Genomic DNA, 22,795 nt, shown 5'->3' with positions numbered 1-22,795 from the left:
GCGGCGGGGGCGTCGGCGTTGCCGGCCCAGGGCGCGATCCGGTCAGGGCCCCGCGACGACCAGCACCGCCCCGAGCAGCGCGGGCACCGCGCCCAGCGCCGCGAACGCGCCCGCGAGGAGCAGCGCGACGTCCGGCCGGGCCGACCTCTCGTCGCGCCGGGCGGATCCGATGAGCAGCCGCGCCGCGAGCGCGACCGCCACGACGCCGCCGAGCGGGACCACCGCGAGCGGCACGAGGCGCCCGCCCGCGGATCCCCACACCGGGAGGAACGCGACCGGCACCGCGCACGCCGCCACCGCGAGGGCGACGACGGCGACGACGCGCAGCCGCCGGACGCGGCGCGCGGGATCCCCCGGTCCGGCGGGCGGACGGGCGGTCACGCGACGGGCGGCTGGATGAGGTCCCACGGCGCTCCGTACGGGTCCTCGAAGATCGCGACGGTGCCGTAGGGCTCGTGACGCGGCTCCTCGCGGAACACGACGCCGTGCGCGAGCATGCGCGCGTGCTGGGCGGCGAAGTCGTCGGTCTCGAGGAAGAACGCGACGTCGTCCCCCGCCTGGCGTCCCACGCGCTCGGGGTCGTCGCCGAGCGCCAGGACGAGGCCGACTCCCTGGCCCTCGGGCCCCACCACGACGCGGCGCCATCCGGTCGCGCTCGTCTCGTCCTGGCGCACGACGAAGCCCAGCGCGTCGACCAGGAACGCCAGCGCCTCGTCGTGGTCGCGGACGAGGTAGGTGACGTTCTGCAGCCGGATCATGCGAGAACCGTATCCGCCGGCATGCCAGCATGGGCCATGCGCATCGCCGACTTTCCCGTGCCCGACACGGCCGCCGCCCGCGGGGCCCTCGAGCTCGCGACCTCCCACCAGTCCGCTGCGATCACCGCCCACGGGATCCGCTCGTGGCTGTGGGCCGAGGCGTTCGCCGTGGTCGAGGGGCTCGCGGACGTGGACCACGAGATCCTCTACGTCTCCGCCGTGCTGCACGACATCGGCACGGTCACCGAGTTCGACAACCACACGGTCTCGTACGAGCACGCGGGCGGGCACGTGGGCGTCGCGCTCACGGCCGGCGCCGGCTGGCCCGCCGCGCGGCGGCAGCGCGTGCTCGACGCGATCGTGCGGCACAACTGGCCCTCGGTGGATCCCGAGCTCGACGTCGAGGGGCACCTCCTGGAGGTCGCGACCGGCCTCGACATCTCCGGCGCCCGGCCCGACGCGCTGCCCGAGGCGTTCCTCCGCGAGGTGCTCGCTGCCCACCCGCGCGGGGCGCTCGCCGCCGAGTTCGGCGCGTGCGTGCGCGACCAGGCGGAGCGGAAGCCCGACACGGCCGCCCGCCGCCTCGTCGACGGCGGCCTCGTGCGGAAGCTCGCCGAGAACCCGCTGGAGCGCCTCGCGTGAGCGGCCGGATCCGCATGACCGCGCTGCTCGTGGTCGCGGCGCTCGCCGTGGTGGGCGGGGCGGTGGCGCTCATCTGGTCGCTGATGCAGCCGGTCACCCTGGGCTTCTTCGGCTACGCCCCGGAATCGGGGGAGGTCTACTCGCCGGGTGCGCACATCCTCTCGACCGGCACGCTCGTCGCGGCCGGCGTGCTGGCCCTCGGCCTGGTCGCGCTCGCGTTCTGGGCGGGGATCCGCGTGGGCGGTCGCCGCGACCGGCGCGAGCTCGACGCGATCTAGCGCGCGCCGCCGCCGCCGTCAGCCGCGCGCGCCGCTGCCAGCGCCCGGTCGCGCTCCTCGCGCCACGTCGCGCGGTACGGGAACGCGGCGTCGACGGCGTCGCTGCGGATCACGGCGAGGGAGGCGGGGGCGAGCGCGGCGACATCCGCGTCGTCGTGCGCGTGCGCAAGCGGGTAGCCGAAGCGGCCGCGGTGATGCGACAGCCAGAGCACCACGAGGTCGCGGTCGTCGGCGAGGTGCGCGGTGTCGACGTCGCCGCGCTCATGGCGGGTCACGGTCCAGCCGCCGCCGCGAGCGGGGGCGGCCGCGAAGTCGGGATCGCCCATCCAGCGCCAGCCGTCGCGCGTGCGCCTCGGACCGCCGTAGGGGGCGTCGACGAGCGCGTCCGCCAGGGCATCGGGCGTCCACGGCGCGGGGAACCACGACGTGAGGCTCACCGAGAGCTCGAGCGGCGTGAGGCGCCGGGGGTCGGATCCGGGGGCGGGGTACCGCGGGCGCTCGAGCGCCACGGCCAGCGCGACGGTCGGCAGCTCGGGCCCGCCGCCGTCGACGAGCGCGAGGTGCGTCTGCAGCATGCGCACGTAGCGCGTGTGCGCCGCCTCGTCGGCGAAGGGCGGCAGCGGGATGCCCGGCACGACGGGCGACCCCCAGGGCGCCCGGTCCTCGAGGAATGACACGATCCGCCCTCTCCGCGGACGCCGGCGCGCCCGCCCGACCTGTCTATCAGGCGGGCGGGCGACGGGCCGAGCGCGGGATCAGCCGATGAGCGACGGACGGAGGTCGCGCAGCGTGCGGTGCGACGTGATCCGGATCGCCCCGGCCAGCGCCACCGCGAGTCCCGCGACCAGCCACAGCGCGAGCACGCCGGCGTCCTGGGCCGCCTGCCCGAGGTCGCCGCCGTACATGAGCTGCCGCAGCGCATCCACCGCGTAGCTCATCGGGAGCACGTGGTGCAGCGCGGCGAGCGGGCCGGGCAGGGTCTGCCAGGGGAACGTGCCGCCCGCGGTGACGAGCTGCACGACCATGAGCACCAGCCCGAGGAACTGGCCGACGCTGCCGAGCAGCACGTTGAGCGCCAGGATGATGGCCGCGAACGTGATCGAGGCGAGCACCATGGTCCCGTACATGGCGAGCGGGTGGGCGATGCGGAAGCCGAGCGCGCCGGCGACGATCGCGTAGAGGCCGGCCATCTGCACGACGCCGAGGAGCGCGGGCGTCAGCCAGCCGGCGAGCGTGATCCGGAGCGGCGCCTTCCGGGCCGTGATCGCGCGGCGCGACAGCGGCTTGACGATGAGGAACAGGGCGTAGATCCCGATCCACGCCGCGAGGCTGATGAAGAACGGCGCGAGCCCGGCGCCGTACTCGCCGGCCTGCGTCACGGCGTCCTGCCGCAGCGCGACCGGGTCGCCGATCGTGTCGGCCTGCGCGCCGCGCTGGGCCTCGGTGGACGCGGGGATCTGGTCGAGCCCGGAGTCGAGCCCGTCGCGCAGCTTCGTCGCGCCGTCCTGCAGCGTGCCGAGGCCGGTCGCGAGCGAGGTCGCGCCGTCGGCCGCGGAGTGCGCGCCGGTGGCGAGTGTCGCGCTGCCGTCGGCGGCCTGCGCGATCCCGTCGGCGAGGGCGGGCGATGCCTTCGCCAGCGCGTCGGCGCCGTCCGCGACCTGGCGGCTGCCGGACGCGAGCGTGCCCGCGCCGGTGGCGAGCGCGGCGGATCCGGTCTGCAGCTTCTCGGCGCCGTCGGCGACCTGCGCGCTGCCCTGGGCGACCTGCTCGCTGCCGGTGGCGAGCTTCGTGAGCTGCGCGCTGAGGCCGTCGGTCTTCGCGGCGGCCTGCGTGATGCCCGTGCCGAGCCCGTCGAGGTCCTGCAGATCCCGGTCGATCTGGTCCTGGGGGATGCCCGCCGCGGTCATCCGGTCGACGATGGCCTGGCGGATGGCGGGGACCCGCGACGCGAGGTCGTCGGCGCCCTGCGAGGCGGTGGATCCGAGCGCGGCGATCTGCGCGTTCCCGTCGGCCACCTGGCGCGCGCCTGCCGCGACCTGCTGCGCGCCCGGGGTGAGCGCGGCGGCGCCCGCGGACAGGTCGTTCGCGCCGGAGGAGAGCGTGGATGCGCCGTCCGCGACCTGGTCGGCGCCCGTCGCGAGCTGCTGCGTCTGCGCGGGGAGCTGCGCGGTGCCCGAGCGGAGCTGCCCGAGGCCGGAGGAGAGCGAGTCGGCGCCCGTCGCGAGCTTCCCGTTCCCGTCCGCCAGCGAGTCGGCGCCGGAGCGCGCGGTGGCGGTCCCGTCGACGAGCTGCTGCGCGCCCGAGGCGGCGTCGCCGAGGCTGGAGCGCACGTCCGCGAGGCCGAGCAGGAGCTTGCCCGCGGCCTCCGTGCCGACGCGCGAGGCGACCGACTTCGTGATCCGGGCGCCGGCCTGCTGCGCGATGGTCGTCGCGAGGTAGCTGTTCGCGTCGTCGGTGGCCATGATTACGCGGGCCTGCTGCGGATCCGTGCCCGAGGAGGAGGAGAGCGCCGCCGAGAAGCCGGCCGGGATGGTCAGCGTGAAGTCGTAGGTGCCGTCCTCGAGGCCCGTGCGCGCCTCCGCGGAGGAGACCTCGTGCCAGTCGAACGAGGCGTCGTCGAGGACGTCCTTCGCGACGTCGGCGCCGTAGTCGACCGGCTCCCCGTCGACGGTCGCGCCCTGGTCCGCGACGACGAGCGCGGCGGGGACCCTGTCGAGGCTGCTGTACGGATCCTGGTTCGCCCAGAGGTACAGGCCGCCGTAGAGCACGGGCACCAGCACGAGCGCGACGAGCGCGACCTTGGACATGGTGGTGGCGGTGAGGCGCGTCAGCTCGGCGCGCACCAGGGGGATGAGTCTCATCGGGTCTGCGTTCCGTCGATCGAGGGGGTGGGGGAGTCGGGGGCGGCGACCGGGTCGTCGGCGGGGAGCGCGGCGATGGCCTCCGCGGCGGCCTCGCTCGTGACGACGAGGACGCCGGTGCCGGAGCGGCCGAGGTCGCGCAGGACGCGCATCCACTCGGCCACCGCGCCGCCGTGCCGCTCGGGCGAGGTGACGACGACGGCCTCGACGCCCGCGCGCGAGGCGGCGAGCGTGGTGAGGAGGCGGATCCGGGCGACCGCGGGGACGGCCGAGAACGGGGCGCGCGCCAGGTCGGCGAGGCCCTGGTCGTCGAGGATCACGCCGACCTCGTGCCGGCCCGAGCGGTGCCCGGCGAGGGCGAGCTCCTCGGCGACGACCGCGCGGAGCGTGACGTCGTCGGCGGGCTCGTTGATCCGCGGGGTGTCCACGAGCGCGACCCGCTCGGCGACGCGCAGGGCGACCCCGGACGAGTCGTCGCCGTCGAGGGCGAGGGATCCGCCGTCGATGCGCATGCGGCCGGAGGCCACGAGGGAGAGGACGGTGGGGCGCAGCTCGGTCTCGGCGATCGCGACCACCGGATCCGGGCCGCCGTAGGAGAGCGAGATCGCAGGGAGGGCGGGCGCGGGGCCGTCGCCGACGCGCGCGTCGGTCAGCGTGACGATCACGACGCGGCCTCCGTCCGGGCGGTGGCAGGGGCAGCGGCGTCGGTGGCGCGCGGCGCGGCCTCGCGGAGCTCCGGGGTGGCGGTGATGAGCTCGCCCGCCGCGCGCCAGTCGAGGCCGCAGAGGGCGAGCGAGGTGAGGATCACGAGGGAGTGGCCCTCGGTGCGGCCGATGTCGCTGCGCGTCGCCTCGTCGAGCACCGCGAGCGCGCCGCCCTCGATGAGGCGCGCGAGCGTCGGCGCGGGGATGTCGCCGCGCAGCTCGCCCGCCGCGATCCCGCGCTCGACGACCCGCTGCAGCTCGGCCCGTAGCGGCGCCAGCTCGGTGCCGACCTCGCGCGCGAGCGGCCCGCGGACGGCCACCCGGGCCATCACGCGCACCTGCTCGACCTCGGCCCAGAGCCGGGCGCCGATGAGCGCCACGTGGATCCGGCTGTCGTCGTGCGTGATCCCGGCCAGCGACTCGACGATGCGCCGGGCGCCGCGCTGCAGCACCTCGCGCACCAGGTCGTCGCGCGTGGCGAAGTGGCCGTAGACGGCGCGGCGGCTGAGGCCGGCGGCGGCGGCGATGGTCTCGAGGGAGGCGTCCGGGTCGCGGTCGAGCGCGACGACCGCCGCGTCGACGAGGGCCTGGCGGTTGGTCGCGGCGTCCTTGCGGGGCGCGCGCGGGGAGGCGAGAGGCGTCATGCGACCAGGCTAGCGATCCTGCACACACGTGTGCAACTTAGTGCGGCGAGCTCCCAGCTCGCGTCGGCCCTCCCGCCCGGGTCAGCTCCGCAGGGTCTCGCTCGGCAGCTCGCCGAACGCGCCCGCGTACGACGCCGCGAACCGGCCGAGGTGCGCGAAGCCCCACTCCTCGGCGACGCTGCGGACGGTCGTGGTGGTGGGCGTCGCGTCCAGGAGCTGCGCGCGCACGCGGCGCAGGCGGATCCCGCGCAGGTACTCGGTGGGCGTCTGGCCGTGGTGGCGGCGGAGCGCGAGCTGGAGCACGCGCGTGGAGATGCCCGCGGCGGCCGCGGCCTCGGCGGGCGTGATGGGCAGGTGCGCGTTGTGGTGCAGGTACTCCACGGCCACGCGGATGTGGGCCATGCGCGGCGCGCGCAGCTCGTCCGGCAGCTCGACGTCGTCCCAGGGGAAGAGGCGGAGCGTGGCGCGGGCCAGCGACAGGTCGGCCTCGAGGCGCATGAGGGGCGACGCGTCGGGATCCGTGATGATCGGGGCCGCGGCGGCGACCGCCTGCCGCCAGACGGCCGCCGTCTCGGCGGTCGGCACGCTGCGGTGCTCGAACAGCAGCGGGCGCGCGGGTCCGTGGTGGAACTCGGTCGCGGTCTGCTCCAGGAAGGCCGCATCGAGGTGGACGCAGTTCTGCCGGGTGGCGCTCGCCTGGTACTGGAACGGGCGGCCGGTGGGGAAGAGGAAGGGGAGCTGGCCGCGGGAGGTGACGGCGCGGGATCCGCGGTCGACCGTGACCTGCCCCTCGAGGAACCAGGTGACCACGTGCTCCGGGCGCTGGGGGCTCTCGGCCCACTGCGTGCCCGCGATGCGCGAGGTGCGGAGGGTGACGCGATCGCCGCCGAGGACGGCGTAGCGGTAGGAGAAGGAGTTCGTGCGGCGGTCGGGCGCGAAGCGGATCCCCTCGAGCACGGCGCCGAAGCTCGCGGTGGCCTCGTCGATGTCGGCGCCGGCCATGACGGCGCGGAGGAAGGGCTCCGTGGAGGCGTCGGCGGGGGTGGGCGCGGGGGCGGCGGCCGTGTCGGCGGGCGCTGCGGGTGCCGCCGTCGCTGCCGCGGGTGCGTCGAGCAGGGCGGGATCCACGCTCGCGGACGGGGTGCTGCGGGTGGCGGCCGCGTCGGCGGCCATGCCCATGACGGCGGCGCCGGCACCGGCGACGAGCGAGAGCGATCCGGTGCCCAGCGAGGAGGTCTCGGTCGACGCGGCGTCGGCGAGGGAGCCGCGCGCGGACGCGGCGGTCGGCGACGGCGCGACGAGCGACGCGGCGTCGGACGCGGCGGTCTCGGCGTGCGGCGTGCGCGGGCGGCGCGAGGGATCCCTCGTTCCGGCGGGGGTCAGCGTGGTGGTCATGTTCCTGCGGTCTCTGGGCGTCGGTCGTCTCCGCCCTCCCGCTCATCATGCATGGTGCTCCTGCGGCAGGGCCCCTCGGGGGTGCCGCGAGGTGAGAGTCCTTCGGCGCGACCCCGCCGGAGAGCGGGTCGACGCTCCGCGGCTATCCGCTGAGCGAAAGCGCGTCCCCCGGGCGGTTGCGGCGGGCCGGGCCGCCGACCTCCTGCGCGCGCCCCGGCGACGCACCGCGGGCGCCCCGCGCGCGCACCGGATCCGCACGGCCGGGCCGCCTAGGCTCGTCGTCGCGGTCGGCTCCCCACCGCATCCGCACCCGCACTCCCGAGAGGCGCCGCATGACGAGCGACCGGTCCCTGGCCTTCATCCTGCTGCGCTCGTGCCTCGTGATGGTCGCCCTCGGCGTCGTCACCGCGCAGACGGGCGGCGGCCTCGGGATAGTGGGCGTGGTCGCGTTCGTCCTCGCGGCGGGCCTCGGCGGCGGGGCGACCTTCTACTGGCGGCGGCACCTCGCGTCGAAGCGGCGCGACCCGTTCAGCTGACCGTCGACGTGAGCGTCGACGACCCGTCCGCCCGGCGCCGGACCTCGATCCGGTCCGCCACGCGCTGCTTGAGCTCCTCGACGTGGCTGACGATGCCGACCGTGCGGCCGTCGGAGGAGAGGCGCCCGAGCTCGGACATGACGGCGTCGAGGGTCTCCGGATCCAGCGTGCCGAAGCCCTCGTCGACGAAGAGCGTGCCGAGCTGCAGCCCGCCCGCCTCGGCCTGCACGACGTCGGCGAGGCCGAGCGCGAGGGCGAGCGAGGCGTAGAACGTCTCGCCGCCCGAGAAGCTCGCGGGCTCGCGCACGCGGTCGACGACGTGGTCGCGGATCTGCAGCGCCAGCCCGGTCTTGCGCGACCGGCTCGTCGCCTCCCGCTCCTCGCTCACCTCCAGCTCGTAGCGCCCGCTCGACATGACCCGCAGGCGCGCGTTGGCGGCCCGCACCACGTCCTCGAAGCGGCGCAGCAGCACGTACGTGCCGAGCGTCGTGCCGCGCGTGTTCTCGGGGGTGATGGCGTTCGCTACCTCCGCCATGCGGATCGTCGCGCGCGCCTGGTCGCCCGCGCGGGCGCTCTCGCGGCGGGCGGCGTCATGGCGGGCGAGGGCGGACGCGCTGCGGTCGGCGCGGTCGCGCGCGCGGGCGGCGCGCTCGGCGCTCGTGCGCGCGGCGGCCTGCGCGGCGTCGCGGGCGGCGCGGGCGGCGTCCGGATCCGGGTCCTCGGCGCCCGTGAGCGACGCGACCTCGGGATCCGCGAGCCCCTCCGCGACGACCGCCTGCTCGCGCTCGTGCGCGGAGACCCGCCGGGCGGCGGCCTCGAGCTCGGCCGGCGGGAGGGCGGCGGCGCGCGCTTCGGCCTCGGTCGGGAACGCCTGGTCGTCGAGTGCCTGCGCGAGCTCCGCGGCGCGCGCGGCGGCGTCGGCGGCCGTGCGCTCGCGGGCGGCGGCGAGGGCGATGAGGCGGTCGACGACGGCGCGCTCGGCGGCGCGGTCGGCGACCAGGGCGGCGACGCGGGGCGCGTCGGCGGCGTCCCCGTCGGCGGTGTCGGTCTCAGGCGCGTCCGCCTCCCGCTCGGCCAGCACCGCGCGCACGGCCGCCTGGTCCTCCGCGAGGAGCTCCCGCGCCCGGATCACGCGCTCGCGCAGCCCCGAGAGCGCGGCGCGGGCGTCGTCCCGGCGGGCGCGGATCCCCTCGGTCTCGGCGTCGTGGGCGACGACCGCCGCCTCGGCCGCCCGGAGCGCGCCGCCGGCCCCCTCGGCCTCCGCGAGGCGCGCGGCGCGCGAGACGACCTCGGCGTCGGCGGCCTCCTCGGTGATCCCGCCCAGCGCCGCCTGCGCCACCTCGTGCCGCGCGGTCTCCGCCGCGAGCGCCGCGACCGCGTCGCCCTGCGCCCGCTCGCCCCGGGCGCGCTCCTCGGCCGCCCGCTCGATCTCGTCGTCGTCCGGGTGCCCGGGCGCGCTCGGCGCCGGATGCGGGTGGTCGACCGCGCCGCACACCGGGCACGGCGCGCCGTCCTCGAGCTCCCGGGCCAGCTCGCCCGCGAGCCCGCGGATCTTCCGCTGCCGCAGCTCCGCCTCATGGCGCACGGCGGTCGCCGCCGCGGCCGAGCGCGCGTCGAGGGCATCGTGCGCCGCGAGGATCCGCGCCGCCAGCTCCTGGAGCTCCGTCACGCGACGCCGGATCGCCTCCGCCTCCGCGAGCGCCGCGCGCGCCGCGTCGACCCCGCCCGCCGCATCCGCCGCGGCGTCCCGGGCCTCGACCAGCGGTTCCCGCCCGGCCGGCCGCTCCTGGAGCGCCGCCTCCGCCTCCTCCACGGCGGCCTCGCGCGCCGCGACCGCGTCCTCGGCGGCCCGCACGTCGGCGCGGCGGCGCGGCAGCCCGCGCTCGCGCGCCTCGGCGTCTGCCAGCGTCGTCAGCTCGGCCACGAGCGCGTCGCGCCGCTCGGCGAGCGCCGGGGCATCGGCGGCGGCCAGGGCCGGCCTCTCCGCGCGGCAGACCGCGCGGGCCGCCTCGTCGGCGTCCTCGGCCGCGGCCCGCGCCGCATCCGCCCGGTCGCGCGCGGCCAGGGGACCGGCGACCGCCGCCGCGCGTCTGGCCTCCTCCGCGCGTCGCGCGAGCCCGGCGACGTCCTCGGCCTCCGCGCGCACGGCCCCCTCGCGCGCGATCAGCGCGCGTCGTCGATCGAGCCCCCGCGACACCCGCTCGGCGTCGGCCAGCGCGTCCGCCGCCGCGATCCGCGCCCGCTCGTCCTCGGCCCGCGCCTCCTCCGCCGCGTCCGCCAGCTCGGCCAGCAGCCGCACGGTGTCAGGGGCGTCGGCGACCTCCAGCGCATCCACCCGCGTCGCCTCGCGGAGCCCGGTGAGCGCCTCGGCGACCCTCGCGTCGGCGGCGTCGGTGCGCGCCTTCGCGGCCGTGCGCATCTCGGCGAGCTGCCTCGCGGTCCGCTCGTAGACGGCCGTGCCGAACAGCGACTGCAGCACGAGCCGCCGCTGCTCGCCCGTCGACCGCAGGAACTCGGCGAACTCGCCCTGCGGCAGCACGACGGTCTGCACGAACTGCGCGCGCGTCAGGCCGACGATGCGCGCGATCTCCGTGCCCACCTCCTGCGTGCTGGTGCCCACGACCTCACCGGCGTCGGCATCCGGCGACGACAGCCGCACGAGCGTCGCGGTCGCGTTCTGGTTCGTGGTGCCCGTGCCGCGGGCCTTCGGTCGCTGGTGCTGCGGGCTCCGGCGCACCCGGTGGATCCCCGCGGCCGTCTCGAACACGAGCTCCACGTACGGCTCCACGCCGGGCGCCGCGTGGTGGCTGTGCAGCCGGTCGCGGCTCGACCCGTCGCTCGCGAGCGACCCGTAGAGCGCGAAGACCACGGCGTCGATGAGCGTCGACTTGCCGGATCCGGTGGGCCCCTCGAGCAGGAACAACCCCGACCGGCCGAGCTCCGCGAAGTCGATCACGTGCTCGCCGGCGAAGGGTCCGATGGCGCGCAGGGTGAGGCGGTGCAGGTCCATCAGGCGCTCCGGTCCGGGAACGGCACGGCGCAGAGACCGGCGCGCAGGGTGAGGCGGTGCAGGTCCATCAGGCGCTCCGGTCCGGGAACGGCACGGCGCAGAGACCGGCGCGCAGGGTGAGGCGGTGCAGGTCCATCAGGCGCTCCGGTCCGCGGCCAGCGCCTGCTCGTACGCCTGCCGCAGGGCGAGCGCCTCGGCCTCGGCGGGCGCCGCGCCGGTCGCGTACGCGACGAAGTCGGCGGCGACCTCGAGCGGATCCGTCGTGGCGTCGACCACGCGCGACCGCACGCCCTCGACCCGCCCCGCAGGCTCGTGCAGCACGACGAGCGCGTGCGGCAGCGCCTCCCGCACGCGCGCGACGAGGTGCGGCGGGTGCACGGGATCGGTCACGTGCACGCGCACCCACGCGTGGGCGAGGTCGGCGTGCCGCCCGTCGACGATCTCCGCGAGCGTCCCCGTGACCTCCGCCAGGCGCCTCGGCACGGGCGCGTCGACGAGCTCGACCGTGGTGGATCCGTCGGCCGCCAGCTCCACGAGCGCGCTCGACTTCCGCTGCATGCGCTCCCCGAACGAGAACGCGAGCGGCGAGCCCGAGTACCGGATCCGCGGCCGCGCGGATCCCGCCCGCACCTCCTGCGCCCCGTGCAGGTGCCCGAGCGCCACGTAGTCCGCGCCGGAGAACACCGACGCCGGCACCTGGTCGAACCCGCCCACGCGGATGTCCCGCTCGCTCTCGCTGGGCGCGGCACCCGTGACGAACGCGTGCGCCACGACGACCACGCGCGCGTCCGGCCGCCCGGCGGCGTCCGCGCGCACGCGCTCCATCGCGGCGCCCAGCACGGCCTCGTGCGAGCGCGGCAGGGGAGGGGCGTCGGCGGCGGCGAGCGTCGCGCGCACGGCGTCCGGATCCAGGTACGGCACCCCGTAGAACGCGACGGGCCCGTCGGCGTCGTCGACGACCACGGGCACGTCGAGCGCCTCGACCGACGCGAGGATCCGCAGCCCGTCCCTCAGCAGCGCCGACGCGAACCCGAGCCGCGCGGCCGAGTCGTGGTTGCCGGGCGTGACGATGACCGTCGCGAGCGCGCTCAGGCGCGCGAGCGCGTCGCCGAGCAGCCGCACGCTGGGCACGCCCGGCACCGCGCGGTCGTAGACGTCGCCGGCGACGAGCACCACGTCGACCTCCCGCTCGCGAACGAGGTCCACGAGGTGGTCGAGGAACGCGGCGTGATGCGCGTGCAGGTCCTCGCCGTGGAGGGTGCGCCCGAGGTGCCAGTCGCTCGTGTGGAGGATGCGCACGCGGGTCCTTCCTCGGGGCGAGCGGCGGTGCCCGTCACGCTACCCGAGGGCGCCGACACGGCCGGGCCGGCCGGCGCCCGCGGATCACGCGGACCGCGCCGGGCCAGCCGCCCGCCGCGCCGGGCCATCCGCCCGCCGCGCCGGCTAGCTGCCCGCCGCGTCCTTCTTCCCGTGCGCCGCGACCGACACGTCCTCCCACTTCCGCCACGTCTCCAGACGTGACGCGTAGTCCTTCTCCGCGATGGCGAGCGGTCCGTCGCCGAGGAAGATCCGCAGCGGCGGCTCCTCCGCGTCCACGATCGCGAGGATCGCGTCGCGCGTCGCCGTCGGGTCGCCCGGCGTGGTCTTCTTGTAGCCCTCGGCCCGGCGCTCGCGCATGCCGTCGTAGGCGGGGTTCTCCTCGCTGCGCTTGGCCGACGCGCCCGACCAGTCGGTGCTGTAGCCGGCGGGCTCGACGAGCGTCACGTGGATCCCGAACTCGGCCACCTCGAGCGCCAGCGACTGGCTGAGGCCCTCGAGCGCCCACTTCGACGCGTGGTAGATCCCGGTGTTGGTGAACGCGCTGATGCCGCCGATGCTCGACACCTGCACGACGTGGCCGGAGCCCTGCTCGCGCATGACCTCCACCGCGGCCTGCGTGATCCACAGCGCGCCGAACAGGTTGGTCTCGAACTGGCCGCGCGCCTCGTCCTCGGTGATCTCCTCGATCGCGCCGAACTGGCCGAAGCCCGCGTTGTTGACGACGACGTCGAGCGATCCGAAGCGCTCCGCCGCCTGCTGCACGGCGGCGATGCCGGCGTCGCGGTCGGTGACGTCGAGCTGGATGGGGAGCACGGCGTCGCCGTGCCGCTCCACGAGCGCGTCGAGGGTGGACGTGTCGCGGGCCGTCGCGGCGACGCGGTCGCCGCGCTCCAGCGCCGCCTCCGCCCACTCGCGGCCGAAGCCCTTGGATGCTCCGGTGATGAACCAGGTCTTCATGGGGATGTCCTCTCGCTGGGTGCGTCTCCATCCCCCTCCACGGCCCCTGTGCGCGTGCTGGGAGCGCGGCGGCCGTCGCTCCGCGGATAGCCGTCCGGCCTCAGGAGGCGTTCGGCCCCCGCGGTAGGATCGAGTGTGACTGGAGAGAACCTGCTCGGCGTGCCCGAGACGCGCCTGGCCGACGAGCCCGAGGTCGCCGCCCGCATCCAGAATGCCGACGGCGATCACGACACCCTCGGCGCCATCGCCGCCGACCACCCGCAGTCGTCGCTCGTCTGGGCGCTGCTCGCGGATTCCGCGTACGTGCAGGGGGACCGCATCGCGTCCTACGCCTTCGCGCGGGTCGGCTACCACCGCGGCCTCGACTCGCTGCGGAAGTCCGGCTGGAAGGGCCAGGGCCCCGTGCCGTGGAGCCACGAGCCCAACCGCGGCGTCCTCCGCTCCCTCTACGCGCTGCGCCGCGCGGCCGCCGCCATCGGCGAGGAGGACGAAGTCTCGCGCCTCAGCGCCTTCCTCCGCGACGCCGATGCCACGGCCGCCGGCCACATCGAGGCCGCGACCGCCGGCGCCCTCCCGCCCACGGAGGCCATCGTCATCCGCGGCCAGGACTGATCCACCGCCCCACCGCACCGCCCGCACCACCGCACGCCACCCGATCCCGTACCGACCGACCCGCCCCCGACGAGGAGTGAGCCATGCCCGCAGTAGTGATCATCGGAGCCCAGTGGGGTGACGAGGGCAAAGGACGCGCGACCGACCTCCTCGGCAGCCGCGTCGACTACGTCGTGAAGTTCAACGGCGGCAACAACGCCGGCCACACGGTGGTCGTGGGCGACGAGAAGTACGCGCTGCACCTGCTGCCGTCGGGCATCCTCACCCCGGGCGTCGTGCCCGTCATCGGCAACGGCGTCGTCGTCGACATCGAGGTGCTGTTCCACGAGCTCGACGCGCTCGCCGCCCGCGGCGTCGACGTCTCGCGCCTCCGCGTCAGCGCCAACGCGCACGTCATCACGCACTACCACCGCACCATCGACAAGGTCACGGAGCGCTTCCTCGGCAAGCGCCAGATCGGCACCACCGGCCGCGGCATCGGGCCCACGTACGCGGACAAGATCAATCGCGTCGGCATCCGGATCCAGGACCTCTTCGACGAGAACATCCTGCGCCAGAAGGTGGAGGCGGCCCTCGACGCCAAGAACCACATGCTCGTCAAGATCTACAACCGCCGCGCCATCTCGGCCGAGGAGATCGTCGAGAGCCTGCTCTCCTACGTCGAGCGCCTCCGCCCCATGGTGGGCGACGCGTCGCTCGAGCTAAACGCGGCGCTCGACGAGGGCAAGACCGTGCTGTTCGAGGCCGGCCAGGCCACCATGCTCGACATCGACCACGGCACGTACCCGTTCGTCACGTCGTCGAGCGCCACGTCCGGCGGCGCGGCCACGGGCTCCGGCGTCGCGCCGAACCGCCTCGAGCGGATCATCGCGGTCGTCAAGGCGTACACGACCCGCGTCGGCGCAGGTCCCTTCCCCACGGAGCTCCACGACGAGTCGGGCGAGTACCTGCGCGCCAAGGGCTTCGAGTTCGGCACCACCACCGGCCGCCCGCGCCGCTGCGGCTGGTACGACGCGCCCATCGCCCGCTACACGGCCCGCATCAACGGCGTCACCGACTTCGTACTCACCAAGCTCGACGTGCTCTCCGGCCTCGCGACCATCCCGGTCTGCGTCGCGTACGACGTCGACGGGGTGCGCCACGACGAGGTGCCCGTCTCGCAGTCCGACTTCCACCACGCGACCCCCATCTACGAGGAGTTCCCGGGCTGGCAGGAGGACATCACGGCCTGCCGCCGCTTCGAGGATCTGCCGAAGAACGCGCAGGACTACGTCATGGCCATCGAGCGCATGAGCGGCGCCCGCATCTCCGCCATCGGCGTGGGCCCGGAGCGCGAGCAGGTCGTCGTGCTGCACGACCTCCTCGAGGCCTGACCCTGATCCACGACGGCTGGGCCGACGACGCCCGCCTCGGCACGGACGCGTCGGACCTCGCGCGCTTCCTCAGCCGCGCCGATGCCCGCACCATGAACCGCGAGCGCCTCCAGGCGGATCTCGACATGGGGCACGAGCAGTACGTGGCGGCCTGGCGCGAGCTGCACCGGTTCGGGTACGTGTCGTCGGCGGAGCTGCGGCGGCTCGTCGTCGAGCGGTGATCCGCTAGCGCCTCAGGCGCCGTCCGCGCGCAGCGACCGCACCATGCCGCGCAGGACCCGCGTCGCCGCCTCCCGGTCGGCGTCGGTGAGGTCGCCGAGCATCCGCAGCTCGACCGCGCGCACGGCCGCGCTCGCCTTCGTCAGCTGCCGGCGCCCCGCCGCCGTGAGCCGCGTCGGCTGCACTCGACCGATCGCCTCCTCCGCCGGGCGCGTGACGATCCCGTCGCGCTCGAGGGTCTGCAGGAGCACGTTCATCGACTGGCGCGTCACGAAGGCGCCGCGGGCGAGGTCGGAGTTCGAGGATCCGGGGCGCTGGGCGAGGAGCTCCAGGCACGAGTAGTGCGTGATCGTCATGCCGAGGGGCCGGAGGGCCTCCTCCATGGCGGACCGCAGGGCGCTCGCGGCCTCCTTCAGCAGGTAGCCGAGCGAGGTCGGGAGGTCGATGCCGTCGTCGCCTTGACTCATGTCAGCATTCTGACATACGGTGATCCATGTCAGGCATCTGACATCGAACACAGGAGGCACCATGCCCGTCACCGGCCCCGACTTCATCTCGCTCCAGGTCACCGACCTCGACGCATCGCAGGCGTTCTACGAGCGGTTCCTCGGACTCGTCCGCTCGCCCGCCGGACCCCCGCACGCCGTCGTCTTCACCACGACGCCCATCGCGTTCGCGCTGCGTGACGTCGTCCCCGGCACCGACATCGCGGGCACCTCGCAGCCCGGGATCGGCGCGGCCCTGTGGCTGCACGCGACGGACGTGCAGGGGATCCACGACGCGTTCGTCGCGGACGGGCACCGCATCGTCTCCGCTCCGATGGACGGCCCCTTCGGCCGGACCTTCACCTTCGCGGACCCGGACGGCTACCACGTGACGCTGCACGACGAGGTGTGACGGCTAGCAGCATCCGGCATCCGACGGGTCCCGCCGTGACGTGGTCGCGGCGGCCGACCCGGACCAGGCTGGAGGGGCGGCGGGACCCGACCCCGCCCAGGCCGCGCGGCCTCGCGCACCGGGAAGGACCCCATGCTCTCCATCGTCTACTCCAGCACCGCCGAGCGGTCCTTCGACGACGTCGACCTCGCGCAGCTCCTGGCGCAGAGCCGCGCGACGAACGAGGCCCACGGGCTCACCGGCCTGCTCGTCCACCGCGAGGGACGCTTCCTCCAGCTGATCGAGGGGGAGGAGGACGACGTCCGGGAGCGCATGGCGGCGATCCTCGCGGACGACCGCCACGGGCGCATCGCCACGCTCATGGAGGAGCGGATCACCGAGCGCCAGTTCCCGGACTGGACCATGGGCTTCGCGCGCTACGACGCCCGCGTTGCCGAGCGGATCCCCGGATACCGCGAGTCCTTCGAGGACCTGGAGGGCGACCGTCCGGACGACCGCATCCGGCCCGCGCTCCTGGAGCTGATCCGGTGGTTCCAGGAGGACACCGGCCGGCTGTCCTGAGGGACGCGGGCCAGCCGTCCGCGGGCCAGCCGTCCGCGGGCCAGCCGTCCGCGACTCAGCTGCGAGGTGCGTCCGCGAGGACCGCGGCCGCGATCCGATCCGCCGCCTCATCCGGCGTGATGCGCGTCGTGTCCACGACCTCCGCCTCGGCGTGCAACCAGGTGCGCGCGGCCTCGGCGTAGGGCTCCACGCGGGAGAACCGGAAGGCCGACGGGCCGACGTCCGGGTCGTGCTGGATGCGGTCGCGGAGCCTGTCGGTGTCCGCGTGCAGCACGAAGTGGCGGATCGGGATCCCGTGCGCGGCGAGGCCCCCGCTGATCTCTCGCCAGTACGCCTCCGTGAGCACCGTCATGGGCATCACGAGCGTGCCGCCCGCGTAGTCGAGCACGCGGCGCGCGGTCTCGACGACGAGGGGACGCCACGGCGCCCAGTGCTGGAAGTCGTCCAGCTGCGGGAGCGGCGGACGGATGTCCATGAGCACCTCACCGACCTTCTCCGCGTCGAGGACCCGGCTGTCGGGGAGGCGCTCCTGCACGAGCCGCGCCGTCGTCGTCTTGCCCACCCCGTGCGTGCCGTTCAGCCAGACGATCATGGCGGCAGGCTATCGGGGCGTACCGCGACGTCGGCGCGTCAGGCCGCGGGCGCCGCGCTCCGCCAGAACCCGGCGAGGAGGTCCGCGCTCGCCTCCGGCTGGTCGACCTGGGCCGAGTGGCCGGCATCCGCGACCACCTCGTAGCGGGCGCCCGCGCGCTCGGCCATGTCGCGCTGCCAGTCCTGGGGCCAGGCGTCGTCGGCGTCGCCGTGGGAGACGAGCACGGGGACCGCGGTCGCGCGGAGGTCGTCGACGCGGTCGGTCTGCGCCTGCATGATCTCCAGCGCGCCCAGCAGCTGCGCCGACGCCGTGCCGAGCAGGCGCGTGCGGAACCACGCCACCTCGGGGTCGTCGCCGTCGAGCTGCTCGGGCAGGAACCACAGCGGCCAGAGCCCGGCGCTGCCCGACGCGCGGAGGGCGGCGATCTGCTCGGAGCGCTCGCCGCGGCTGCGGGGGCCCGAGTTCCAGTGCGTGTAGCTGGCGAAGCGGCCGGGGTCGCGGATCACGGCCTGCAGCCCGACCACGCCGCCGAAGCTGTGGCCGAGGAGGTGCACGGGTCCGAGGGGCGCGGCGGGCGCGGCGTCGGTCGCGACGTGCCGGCCGCCGGATCCGTCGACGCCCGCGAGCGCGTCGACCACGTGGTGCACGTCCTGGCCGAGGGTCTCGAGCTCGTAGCCCGACGCGTCGACGGGCGGCTCGGCCTGGCCGGGGCCGGTGGATCCCCACTGCCCGCGCTGCGAGAACGCCACCACCGTGAAGCCGCGGTCGGCGAGCGGGCCGAGCAGCGGGAAGAAGTCCTCCTTGGACCCCGTGAAGCCGGGCACGAGCAGCGCGACGGGCGCGGTCGCCGGATCCCCGGTGCGGGCGGGCACGCGCACGGCCGACAGCCGGGCCGCCGGGACCTCGATGGTGAGGTCCTCCGCGTCCGTCGGCCGGTGCTCGGACAGGGTGCGCGGGGCGCGGGCGTCGGTGCTCATGTCGTCAGCGTAGGCCGGGGGCGGTGCGGCGACCGGCGGCGCGGTCGGTCAGGCGCCCGCATCCACCACCGGCAGCGTCAGCAGGAACCGCGCGCCGGAGCCAGGCTGCACGGGCAGGCACACGAGGTCTCCGCCCTGGGCGCGGGCGAGCGCGCGGGCGATGGGGAGGCCGAGGCCGGCGCCGCCGGCGCCGCCGTCGCGGCGGTCGCGGCCGTCGTCGAGGCGCACGAGGCGGTCGAAGATCCGCTCGCGGTCGGCGTCGGGGACGCCGGGGCCGTCGTCGACGACCGTGATGCGCACGGTGCCGTCGTCGGCGCCCTCCGCCTCCACGCGCACCTCGGACGCGGCGTAGCGGGCCGCGTTCTGCAGGAGGTTGTCGAGGACCTGCGCGAGCCGGTCGGGATCCGCGCGCACCGCCGGGGGAGCGCCGCGGACGTCCGCGACGACGCGCGTCGCCGGCGTGCGCGCCGCCTGCTGCGCGACCGCCTGCTCGACCACGGACGTCAGGCGCACGGGCCGGCCCTCGACCGAGAGGCCCTCGTCGAGCCGCGCCATCATGAGCATGTCGTCGACCAGGCGGCCGGCGCGGATGGCCTCGCGCACCACGTGCACCGACAGGCGCTCGCGCTCCTCGGCGCCCGGGTCGGCGCGCACGAGCGCGTCGGCGGAGGCGCGGATCCCGGCGACGGGCGTCCGCAGCTCGTGCGCCGCGTCCGCCACGAACGCGCGCATGCGGGCCTCCGCGGCGAGGGCCTGGCGCTCGGCGTGCTCGATGTCGTCGAGCATCTCGTCGAACGCGGTCGCGGTGCGGCCGAGCTCCGTCGCGGGCCGCGTGGGACGGAGGCGGCGGCCGCGGTCGCCTCGGCCGATGGAGCGGGCGACGCCGGTCATGTCCTCGAGCGGCTGCAGGGTCCGGCGCACGACGACGACCAGCGCGACCGCCGCGAGCGCGAGGAACGCGACGGAGGCGCCCGCGAGGATCCCGCGGAGGGTGGCGAGCGTGTCGTCCACGGATCCGGTGCCCGCCGACAGCACGAGCACCGTGCCGTCGCTGAGGTCGGAGCGGAGGGTGAGGGAGCCGTCGGACGAGCTCACGGCGCTCGAGCTGACGGTCACCGTGTCGCCGCCCGTCGTGGGCGTCGCGGTCGTGGCGGAGCCGGGGGCCGAGCCCAGCGGATCCGGCCCCGGCAGCGTGCCGCCGAGCGGATCGCGACCCGGCCGCACCGAGACCGCGCCGCCGTCCGGGCTCGTGATCTGCACGGCCACGCCCTGCGCGCTCAGCCGCTCGGCGAGCGCGTCGTCGTCGAGCACGCCCACCAGCGCGGCCGCCGCCGAGGCGCGGTCGGCGAGCCGGTCCTGGATCTGCTGCCGGAGCTGCGCCCCGAGGATCGCCTGCACCGTGAGCGACAGCGCTACGAGCAGGACGGCCAGGAGCGCGAGCACCGCGAGGACCGTGCGCGTGCGGAGGGACCCGGTGCGCAGCGGGCCGGCCGGGGCGGTGGCGAGAGCACGGCCGCGGGCGCGCGCGCTCACGCCTCCACCCGGTAGCCGAGCCCGCGGACGGTGTGCAGGAGCCGCGGCCCCTTCGCCTCCATCTTCTTGCGCAGCGCGCTGATGTGGACCTCGACCAGGTTCGGGTCGGCCTGGTCGTAGCCCCACACCTGCGTGAGCAGCTGCGTCTTGGAGAGCGTGCGGCCCCGGTGGGCGGCGAGGTAGGCGAGCAGCTGGAACTCGATGGAGGTGAGCTCGAGCTGCTCGCCGCCGCGCCGGGCGAGGCCCGCGTCGGGATCCACGAGCAGGTCGCCGATCTCCACCACGGACGCGAGCCGACCGCGCCGCCGGAGGACCGCGCCGACCCGGGCCACGAGCTCCGCGAGCGCGAAGGGCTTCACGATGTAGTCGTCGACGCCCTGACCGAAGCCGCGCAGGCGGTCCTCGACGGCGTCGCGGGCGGTGAGCATGATGACGCTGGCGTCGCTCCAGCGGCGGATCCCCTCGGCCAGGCGGATGCCGCTCGGGCCGGGGAGCATCCAGTCGAGCACCACGAGGTCGGGCAGGAAGCCCTTGACCTCCTCCTCGAGCTCGACGCCGGACTCCAGGCCGCGGACGACGAAGCGCTCGGCGGTGAGGGTGGCGACGACGGCGGCGCGGATGGCGGCGTCGTCCTCGACCACGAGGACGCGTGCGGGAGGGAGCATGCCCCGACTGTAGGAGCCGCGGATGGGCGCTCCCGGCCGCATGTCCGCTCCGGGCGCCGAACTTAAGGAGGACTTCAGATCCGCTGCCGAACCTGGATCCACGACCGCCGGTGCACACCGCGCCGCGGCGGACACGGAAGGACCATCATGGACGACACCATCACCGTCTTCGAGCGGAAGCCGGGAGCGCCGACGCCGGGCCCCGCTCCGCGCAAGCGCCGCACGGGCATCGCCGTCGGCATCGCGGGCGCCTCCCTCGGCCTCGTCGCGCTCTTCTCCTCGGCGGCCTACGCCGACGGGAACGGCGGCGACACCAGCGGGTCGACCGGATCCGGGAGCGGCACGACCGCGACCTGCCCCGCCCCGCCCGCGCTGCCCGACGGCACGACGCCGCCCGCGCCCGTGGCGCTGCCGGACGGATCCACCCCGCCCGCCCCGCCGACGAACGCGGACGGGACGCCGGCGACGCCGCCCACCCCGCCCGCGAACGCCGACGGATCCGCGGCCACGGTGCCCGCGCCGCCCACGAACGCAGACGGGACGCCCGCCACGCCGCCCACCCCGCCGACGAACGCGGACGGCTCGACCCCGACGCCGCCCACGCCGCCGACGAACGCGGACGGCACCCCCGCGACGCCGCCCACCCCGCCCACGCCTCCGACCAACGCGGACGGCACGCCCGCCACCCCGCCGGCCCCGCCCGCCGACGGCTGCGCGCCGCCCGCCCCGCCCGTCGGCGCGGACGGCAAGGCGCCCACCCCGCCCGCCGGCGGCCCCGCGGCTCCGGCCACCAAGCCCGGGTCCTCCGAGGGCTCGACGTCCGGCGGCACGCCCGCCACGACGCCCGCGCCCACGGCGACGTCCGGCAGCTAGGACGGATCACCCGGCCGGGGCCCGCGCACTCCGCGGGCCCCGGCCGCGCGTCTGCCAGGCTGGCCGGGTGACCGCCACCGTCCCCGCGCCCGCGTCCCTCCTCGGCACCCACGTCCGGCTCGACCCGCTGAGCCCCGACCACCTCCCCGCCCTGCGCGCGGCGATCGCGCACCCGGCCGTCTTCGCGGGCGGCTTCGGCGGCGGCGCGGCCGGGCTCCCCGCCGACGCGCCCGCCTTCGACGCGTGGGCCCGCGGCTACTTCCGCTGGGACGACCTGCCGACCGCCGTGATCCTCGTCGGCGGCCCGCACGACGGCGAGCTCGTCGGCACCACGAGCCTCACCGAGCTCGACGTGCGCCGCGAGCGCGCGCACCTCGGCTGGACCGCGTACGACCCGCGCGTCTGGGGCACCGTCGTGAACGCGGAGGCCAAGCGCCTCCTGCTCGGCCTCGCCTTCGACTCCGGCTTCGGGCGCGTGAAGCTCCAGGCCGACGCGCGCAACGCGCGCTCGCGCGCCGCCATCCTCAAGCTCGGCGCCACCCTCGAGGGCATCTGCCGCCGCGACCAGCGGCGCGCGGACGGCACCTGGCGCGACGCGGCCATCCACTCGATCCTCGCCGACGAGTGGCCCGCCGTCCGCGCCGGCCTCGACGCGCGCATCGCGGCGCACGAGGGACGGCCGGTCCTGTTCCGCACGCCCGCGAGCTGAGGCGACGGGCGGCCGACGGGACGGGTCGGTCAGTCGGCGTACGGATCCCCGTCGCCCGCCTCCGCGGGGTAGTGGAACTGCATGCCGACGGAGTCGATTGCTCCCGTCCACACCATGTCGCCGCCCACGCGGTGCAGCGGGGGAGCGGTGGAGTCGATGGCGTCGGCGAGGCCGAGCTCGGCGATCCAGTCCTCGATGATCTCGCGCCGCGCCGGGCGCGAGTACGCGTCGGCGCTCCCGATGAAGTGCACGAAGTCCGCGTCGCCGATCTCCCAGGCCAGCGGACGGAGTCCGCGCTGCCGTCCCTCGGCGTTCCAGGCGATCGCGACCATGAGTTCGATGTCCTCGCGGCGCATCGAGCGGCGGCCGAGCGGAAGGGGGCCGTCCGCGCTCATGGGCAGCTCCTGGATCGTCGTACGTCGGCGGGACGGGCACGTGCACGAGATGATCCGGGAATCCGCACGGCGGTGGAGCGAGGAGGGGAGCGAGGCGGGGGACGCGCCACCGAGCCCGAGCCCGGCGAACGCGCGACCGCGCACCGGGCCCTGCTCACAGGGGCCCGGATCGGGTCGGGCTCCTGCTGTGATCGCGAGCGCCGCCGGGGCGTCGCGTTCCGGCGATGCCACACGACGTCCCCAGCGACGGGTATTCGATCGGGACTGGGGCGAACATAACCCCT

26 protein-coding genes are annotated in these 22,795 nt (G+C 76.0%); 10 read left to right on the top strand and 16 right to left on the bottom strand.

Features of this window, described 5'->3' with window-relative positions; all coding sequences use genetic code 11:
* Nucleotides 1-42: 42 nt before the first annotated feature.
* Nucleotides 43-381: a hypothetical protein gene (locus FGI33_RS10055; RefSeq protein ID WP_237581817.1), complete on the bottom strand. Its 339-nt coding sequence runs from the start codon at nt 379-381 to the stop codon at nt 43-45.
* Nucleotides 378-758, bottom strand: coding sequence for a VOC family protein (locus tag FGI33_RS10050; protein WP_119435666.1), 381 nt, complete (start codon nt 756-758; stop codon nt 378-380). Before FGI33_RS10050 ends, FGI33_RS10055 begins: the two co-directional genes overlap by 4 nt.
* Before the next feature lie 21 nt (nt 759-779).
* On the opposite strand from FGI33_RS10050, the gene FGI33_RS10045 reads away from it, so the two are divergent.
* On the top strand, nt 780-1,400 hold the full coding sequence (locus tag FGI33_RS10045; protein WP_182623382.1) for an HD domain-containing protein: 621 nt from the start codon (nt 780-782) through the stop codon (nt 1,398-1,400).
* Nucleotides 1,401-1,414: 14 nt separating this feature from the next.
* Complete coding sequence (locus FGI33_RS10040; RefSeq protein WP_237581816.1) at nt 1,415-1,678, top strand: hypothetical protein; 264 nt, start codon at nt 1,415-1,417, stop codon at nt 1,676-1,678.
* On the opposite strand, the gene FGI33_RS10035 is transcribed toward FGI33_RS10040, so the two are convergent.
* The 5 genes from FGI33_RS10035 to FGI33_RS10015 form a co-directional block, all read right to left on the bottom strand.
* A complete protein-coding gene (locus FGI33_RS10035; protein ID WP_237581815.1) occupies nt 1,675-2,355 on the bottom strand; it encodes a hypothetical protein in 681 nt (226 codons plus the stop codon). The genes FGI33_RS10040 and FGI33_RS10035 overlap by 4 nt on opposite strands.
* A gap of 78 nt (nt 2,356-2,433) precedes the next feature.
* Nucleotides 2,434-4,539 (bottom strand): YhgE/Pip family protein, encoded by a 2,106-nt coding sequence (locus FGI33_RS10030; protein ID WP_237581814.1) that lies wholly within the window; start codon nt 4,537-4,539, stop codon nt 2,434-2,436.
* Complete coding sequence (locus tag FGI33_RS10025) at nt 4,536-5,204, bottom strand: hypothetical protein (protein ID WP_119435350.1); 669 nt, start codon at nt 5,202-5,204, stop codon at nt 4,536-4,538. Before FGI33_RS10025 ends, FGI33_RS10030 begins: the two co-directional genes overlap by 4 nt.
* The gene (locus FGI33_RS10020) at nt 5,201-5,887 is read right to left on the bottom strand and encodes a TetR/AcrR family transcriptional regulator (RefSeq protein WP_119435349.1); all 687 of its coding nucleotides are present in this window, start codon (nt 5,885-5,887) and stop codon (nt 5,201-5,203) included. Before FGI33_RS10020 ends, FGI33_RS10025 begins: the two co-directional genes overlap by 4 nt.
* An 81-nt stretch (nt 5,888-5,968) precedes the next feature.
* The gene (locus FGI33_RS10015) at nt 5,969-7,282 is read right to left on the bottom strand and encodes an AraC family transcriptional regulator (RefSeq protein WP_237581813.1); all 1,314 of its coding nucleotides are present in this window, start codon (nt 7,280-7,282) and stop codon (nt 5,969-5,971) included.
* A gap of 332 nt (nt 7,283-7,614) precedes the next feature.
* On the opposite strand from FGI33_RS10015, the gene FGI33_RS10010 reads away from it, so the two are divergent.
* Entirely contained in the window at nt 7,615-7,818 is a 204-nt protein-coding gene (locus FGI33_RS10010) for a hypothetical protein (protein WP_119435752.1), read from the top strand.
* Here FGI33_RS10010 and FGI33_RS10005 read toward each other — a convergent pair.
* The 3 genes from FGI33_RS10005 to FGI33_RS09995 all read right to left on the bottom strand — a co-directional run bounded on the left by FGI33_RS10005 (nt 7,811) and on the right by FGI33_RS09995 (nt 13,105).
* Nucleotides 7,811-10,828 (bottom strand): AAA family ATPase, encoded by a 3,018-nt coding sequence (locus FGI33_RS10005; RefSeq protein ID WP_237581812.1) that lies wholly within the window; start codon nt 10,826-10,828, stop codon nt 7,811-7,813. The genes FGI33_RS10010 and FGI33_RS10005 overlap by 8 nt on opposite strands.
* A 135-nt stretch (nt 10,829-10,963) precedes the next feature.
* The gene (locus FGI33_RS10000) at nt 10,964-12,127 is read right to left on the bottom strand and encodes an exonuclease SbcCD subunit D (protein WP_119434415.1); all 1,164 of its coding nucleotides are present in this window, start codon (nt 12,125-12,127) and stop codon (nt 10,964-10,966) included.
* 144 nt (nt 12,128-12,271) lie between these two features.
* Nucleotides 12,272-13,105 carry an SDR family oxidoreductase gene (locus FGI33_RS09995; protein ID WP_182623285.1) on the bottom strand — a complete coding sequence of 278 codons (834 nt, stop codon included), beginning with the start codon at nt 13,103-13,105 and terminating at the stop codon, nt 12,272-12,274.
* A gap of 135 nt (nt 13,106-13,240) precedes the next feature.
* On the opposite strand from FGI33_RS09995, the gene FGI33_RS09990 reads away from it, so the two are divergent.
* The 3 genes from FGI33_RS09990 (at nt 13,241) to FGI33_RS15490 (ending at nt 15,311) form a co-directional block, all read left to right on the top strand.
* Nucleotides 13,241-13,717 (top strand): DUF3151 domain-containing protein, encoded by a 477-nt coding sequence (locus FGI33_RS09990; protein WP_119434423.1) that lies wholly within the window; start codon nt 13,241-13,243, stop codon nt 13,715-13,717.
* A gap of 83 nt (nt 13,718-13,800) precedes the next feature.
* Nucleotides 13,801-15,090, top strand: coding sequence for an adenylosuccinate synthase (locus FGI33_RS09985; RefSeq protein WP_119434416.1), 1,290 nt, complete (start codon nt 13,801-13,803; stop codon nt 15,088-15,090).
* 92 nt (nt 15,091-15,182) lie between these two features.
* Nucleotides 15,183-15,311, top strand: coding sequence for a hypothetical protein (locus tag FGI33_RS15490; RefSeq protein ID WP_259336526.1), 129 nt, complete (start codon nt 15,183-15,185; stop codon nt 15,309-15,311).
* Between the two features lie 12 nt (nt 15,312-15,323).
* On the opposite strand, the gene FGI33_RS09980 is transcribed toward FGI33_RS15490, so the two are convergent.
* Nucleotides 15,324-15,776 (bottom strand): MarR family winged helix-turn-helix transcriptional regulator, encoded by a 453-nt coding sequence (locus FGI33_RS09980; protein WP_119434417.1) that lies wholly within the window; start codon nt 15,774-15,776, stop codon nt 15,324-15,326.
* Between the two features lie 61 nt (nt 15,777-15,837).
* Between FGI33_RS09980 and FGI33_RS09975 the strand changes: the two genes are divergently transcribed.
* A complete protein-coding gene (locus FGI33_RS09975) occupies nt 15,838-16,206 on the top strand; it encodes a VOC family protein (protein ID WP_119434418.1) in 369 nt (122 codons plus the stop codon).
* Nucleotides 16,207-16,338: 132 nt separating this feature from the next.
* A complete protein-coding gene (locus tag FGI33_RS09970; protein WP_119434419.1) occupies nt 16,339-16,767 on the top strand; it encodes a BLUF domain-containing protein in 429 nt (142 codons plus the stop codon).
* Between the two features lie 55 nt (nt 16,768-16,822).
* Here FGI33_RS09970 and FGI33_RS09965 read toward each other — a convergent pair whose 3' ends face one another.
* The 4 genes from FGI33_RS09965 to FGI33_RS09950 are packed head-to-tail and all read right to left on the bottom strand — an operon-like array spanning nt 16,823 to nt 20,534.
* A complete protein-coding gene (locus FGI33_RS09965; protein WP_119434420.1) occupies nt 16,823-17,359 on the bottom strand; it encodes a P-loop nucleotide/nucleoside kinase family protein in 537 nt (178 codons plus the stop codon).
* Nucleotides 17,360-17,397: 38 nt separating this feature from the next.
* Entirely contained in the window at nt 17,398-18,336 is a 939-nt protein-coding gene (locus FGI33_RS09960) for an alpha/beta fold hydrolase (protein ID WP_119434421.1), read from the bottom strand.
* A gap of 48 nt (nt 18,337-18,384) precedes the next feature.
* Nucleotides 18,385-19,869 carry a sensor histidine kinase gene (locus tag FGI33_RS09955; protein ID WP_237581811.1) on the bottom strand — a complete coding sequence of 495 codons (1,485 nt, stop codon included), beginning with the start codon at nt 19,867-19,869 and terminating at the stop codon, nt 18,385-18,387.
* Entirely contained in the window at nt 19,866-20,534 is a 669-nt protein-coding gene (locus FGI33_RS09950) for a response regulator transcription factor (protein ID WP_182478512.1), read from the bottom strand. Before FGI33_RS09950 ends, FGI33_RS09955 begins: the two co-directional genes overlap by 4 nt.
* 147 nt (nt 20,535-20,681) lie before the next feature.
* Here FGI33_RS09950 and FGI33_RS15485 point away from each other — a divergent pair, with 147 nt between their 5' ends.
* Entirely contained in the window at nt 20,682-21,407 is a 726-nt protein-coding gene (locus FGI33_RS15485) for a hypothetical protein (protein WP_272930243.1), read from the top strand.
* A 67-nt stretch (nt 21,408-21,474) separates the two neighbouring features.
* Nucleotides 21,475-22,116 carry a GNAT family N-acetyltransferase gene (locus tag FGI33_RS09940; RefSeq protein WP_237581810.1) on the top strand — a complete coding sequence of 214 codons (642 nt, stop codon included), beginning with the start codon at nt 21,475-21,477 and terminating at the stop codon, nt 22,114-22,116.
* 29 nt (nt 22,117-22,145) lie between these two features.
* Here FGI33_RS09940 and FGI33_RS09935 read toward each other — a convergent pair whose 3' ends face one another.
* The gene (locus FGI33_RS09935; RefSeq protein ID WP_119435576.1) at nt 22,146-22,511 is read right to left on the bottom strand and encodes a hypothetical protein; all 366 of its coding nucleotides are present in this window, start codon (nt 22,509-22,511) and stop codon (nt 22,146-22,148) included.
* Nucleotides 22,512-22,795 lie beyond the last annotated feature (284 nt).

This window comes from Clavibacter phaseoli (assembly GCF_021922925.1).
Taxonomy (GTDB): Bacteria; Actinomycetota; Actinomycetes; order Actinomycetales; family Microbacteriaceae; genus Clavibacter; species Clavibacter phaseoli.
Note: the sequence above shows the minus strand (reverse complement) of the source record. Positions and strands in the feature narration are given on the sequence as shown.

Excerpts from the sequence above, each read along its gene's own strand:
- FGI33_RS10050 (WP_119435666.1), bottom strand. The coding sequence starts at position 758 with ATGATCCGGCTGCAGAACGTCACCTACCTCGTCCGCGACCACGACGAG.
- FGI33_RS10045 (WP_182623382.1), top strand. The coding sequence starts at position 780 with ATGCCAGCATGGGCCATGCGCATCGCCGACTTTCCCGTGCCCGACACG.
- FGI33_RS10040 (WP_237581816.1), top strand. The coding sequence starts at position 1,415 with ATGACCGCGCTGCTCGTGGTCGCGGCGCTCGCCGTGGTGGGCGGGGCG.
- FGI33_RS10030 (WP_237581814.1), bottom strand. The coding sequence starts at position 4,539 with ATGAGACTCATCCCCCTGGTGCGCGCCGAGCTGACGCGCCTCACCGCC.
- FGI33_RS10020 (WP_119435349.1), bottom strand. The coding sequence starts at position 5,887 with ATGACGCCTCTCGCCTCCCCGCGCGCGCCCCGCAAGGACGCCGCGACC.
- FGI33_RS10015 (WP_237581813.1), bottom strand. The coding sequence starts at position 7,282 with ATGACCACCACGCTGACCCCCGCCGGAACGAGGGATCCCTCGCGCCGC.
- FGI33_RS10010 (WP_119435752.1), top strand. The coding sequence starts at position 7,615 with ATGACGAGCGACCGGTCCCTGGCCTTCATCCTGCTGCGCTCGTGCCTC.
- FGI33_RS10005 (WP_237581812.1), bottom strand. The coding sequence starts at position 10,828 with ATGGACCTGCACCGCCTCACCCTGCGCGCCATCGGACCCTTCGCCGGC.
- FGI33_RS09995 (WP_182623285.1), bottom strand. The coding sequence starts at position 13,105 with ATGAAGACCTGGTTCATCACCGGAGCATCCAAGGGCTTCGGCCGCGAG.
- FGI33_RS09985 (WP_119434416.1), top strand. The coding sequence starts at position 13,801 with ATGCCCGCAGTAGTGATCATCGGAGCCCAGTGGGGTGACGAGGGCAAA.
- FGI33_RS15490 (WP_259336526.1), top strand. The coding sequence starts at position 15,183 with ATGAACCGCGAGCGCCTCCAGGCGGATCTCGACATGGGGCACGAGCAG.
- FGI33_RS09980 (WP_119434417.1), bottom strand. The coding sequence starts at position 15,776 with ATGAGTCAAGGCGACGACGGCATCGACCTCCCGACCTCGCTCGGCTAC.
- FGI33_RS09975 (WP_119434418.1), top strand. The coding sequence starts at position 15,838 with ATGCCCGTCACCGGCCCCGACTTCATCTCGCTCCAGGTCACCGACCTC.
- FGI33_RS09970 (WP_119434419.1), top strand. The coding sequence starts at position 16,339 with ATGCTCTCCATCGTCTACTCCAGCACCGCCGAGCGGTCCTTCGACGAC.
- FGI33_RS09965 (WP_119434420.1), bottom strand. The coding sequence starts at position 17,359 with ATGATCGTCTGGCTGAACGGCACGCACGGGGTGGGCAAGACGACGACG.
- FGI33_RS09960 (WP_119434421.1), bottom strand. The coding sequence starts at position 18,336 with ATGAGCACCGACGCCCGCGCCCCGCGCACCCTGTCCGAGCACCGGCCG.
- FGI33_RS09950 (WP_182478512.1), bottom strand. The coding sequence starts at position 20,534 with ATGCTCCCTCCCGCACGCGTCCTCGTGGTCGAGGACGACGCCGCCATC.
- FGI33_RS15485 (WP_272930243.1), top strand. The coding sequence starts at position 20,682 with ATGGACGACACCATCACCGTCTTCGAGCGGAAGCCGGGAGCGCCGACG.
- FGI33_RS09935 (WP_119435576.1), bottom strand. The coding sequence starts at position 22,511 with ATGAGCGCGGACGGCCCCCTTCCGCTCGGCCGCCGCTCGATGCGCCGC.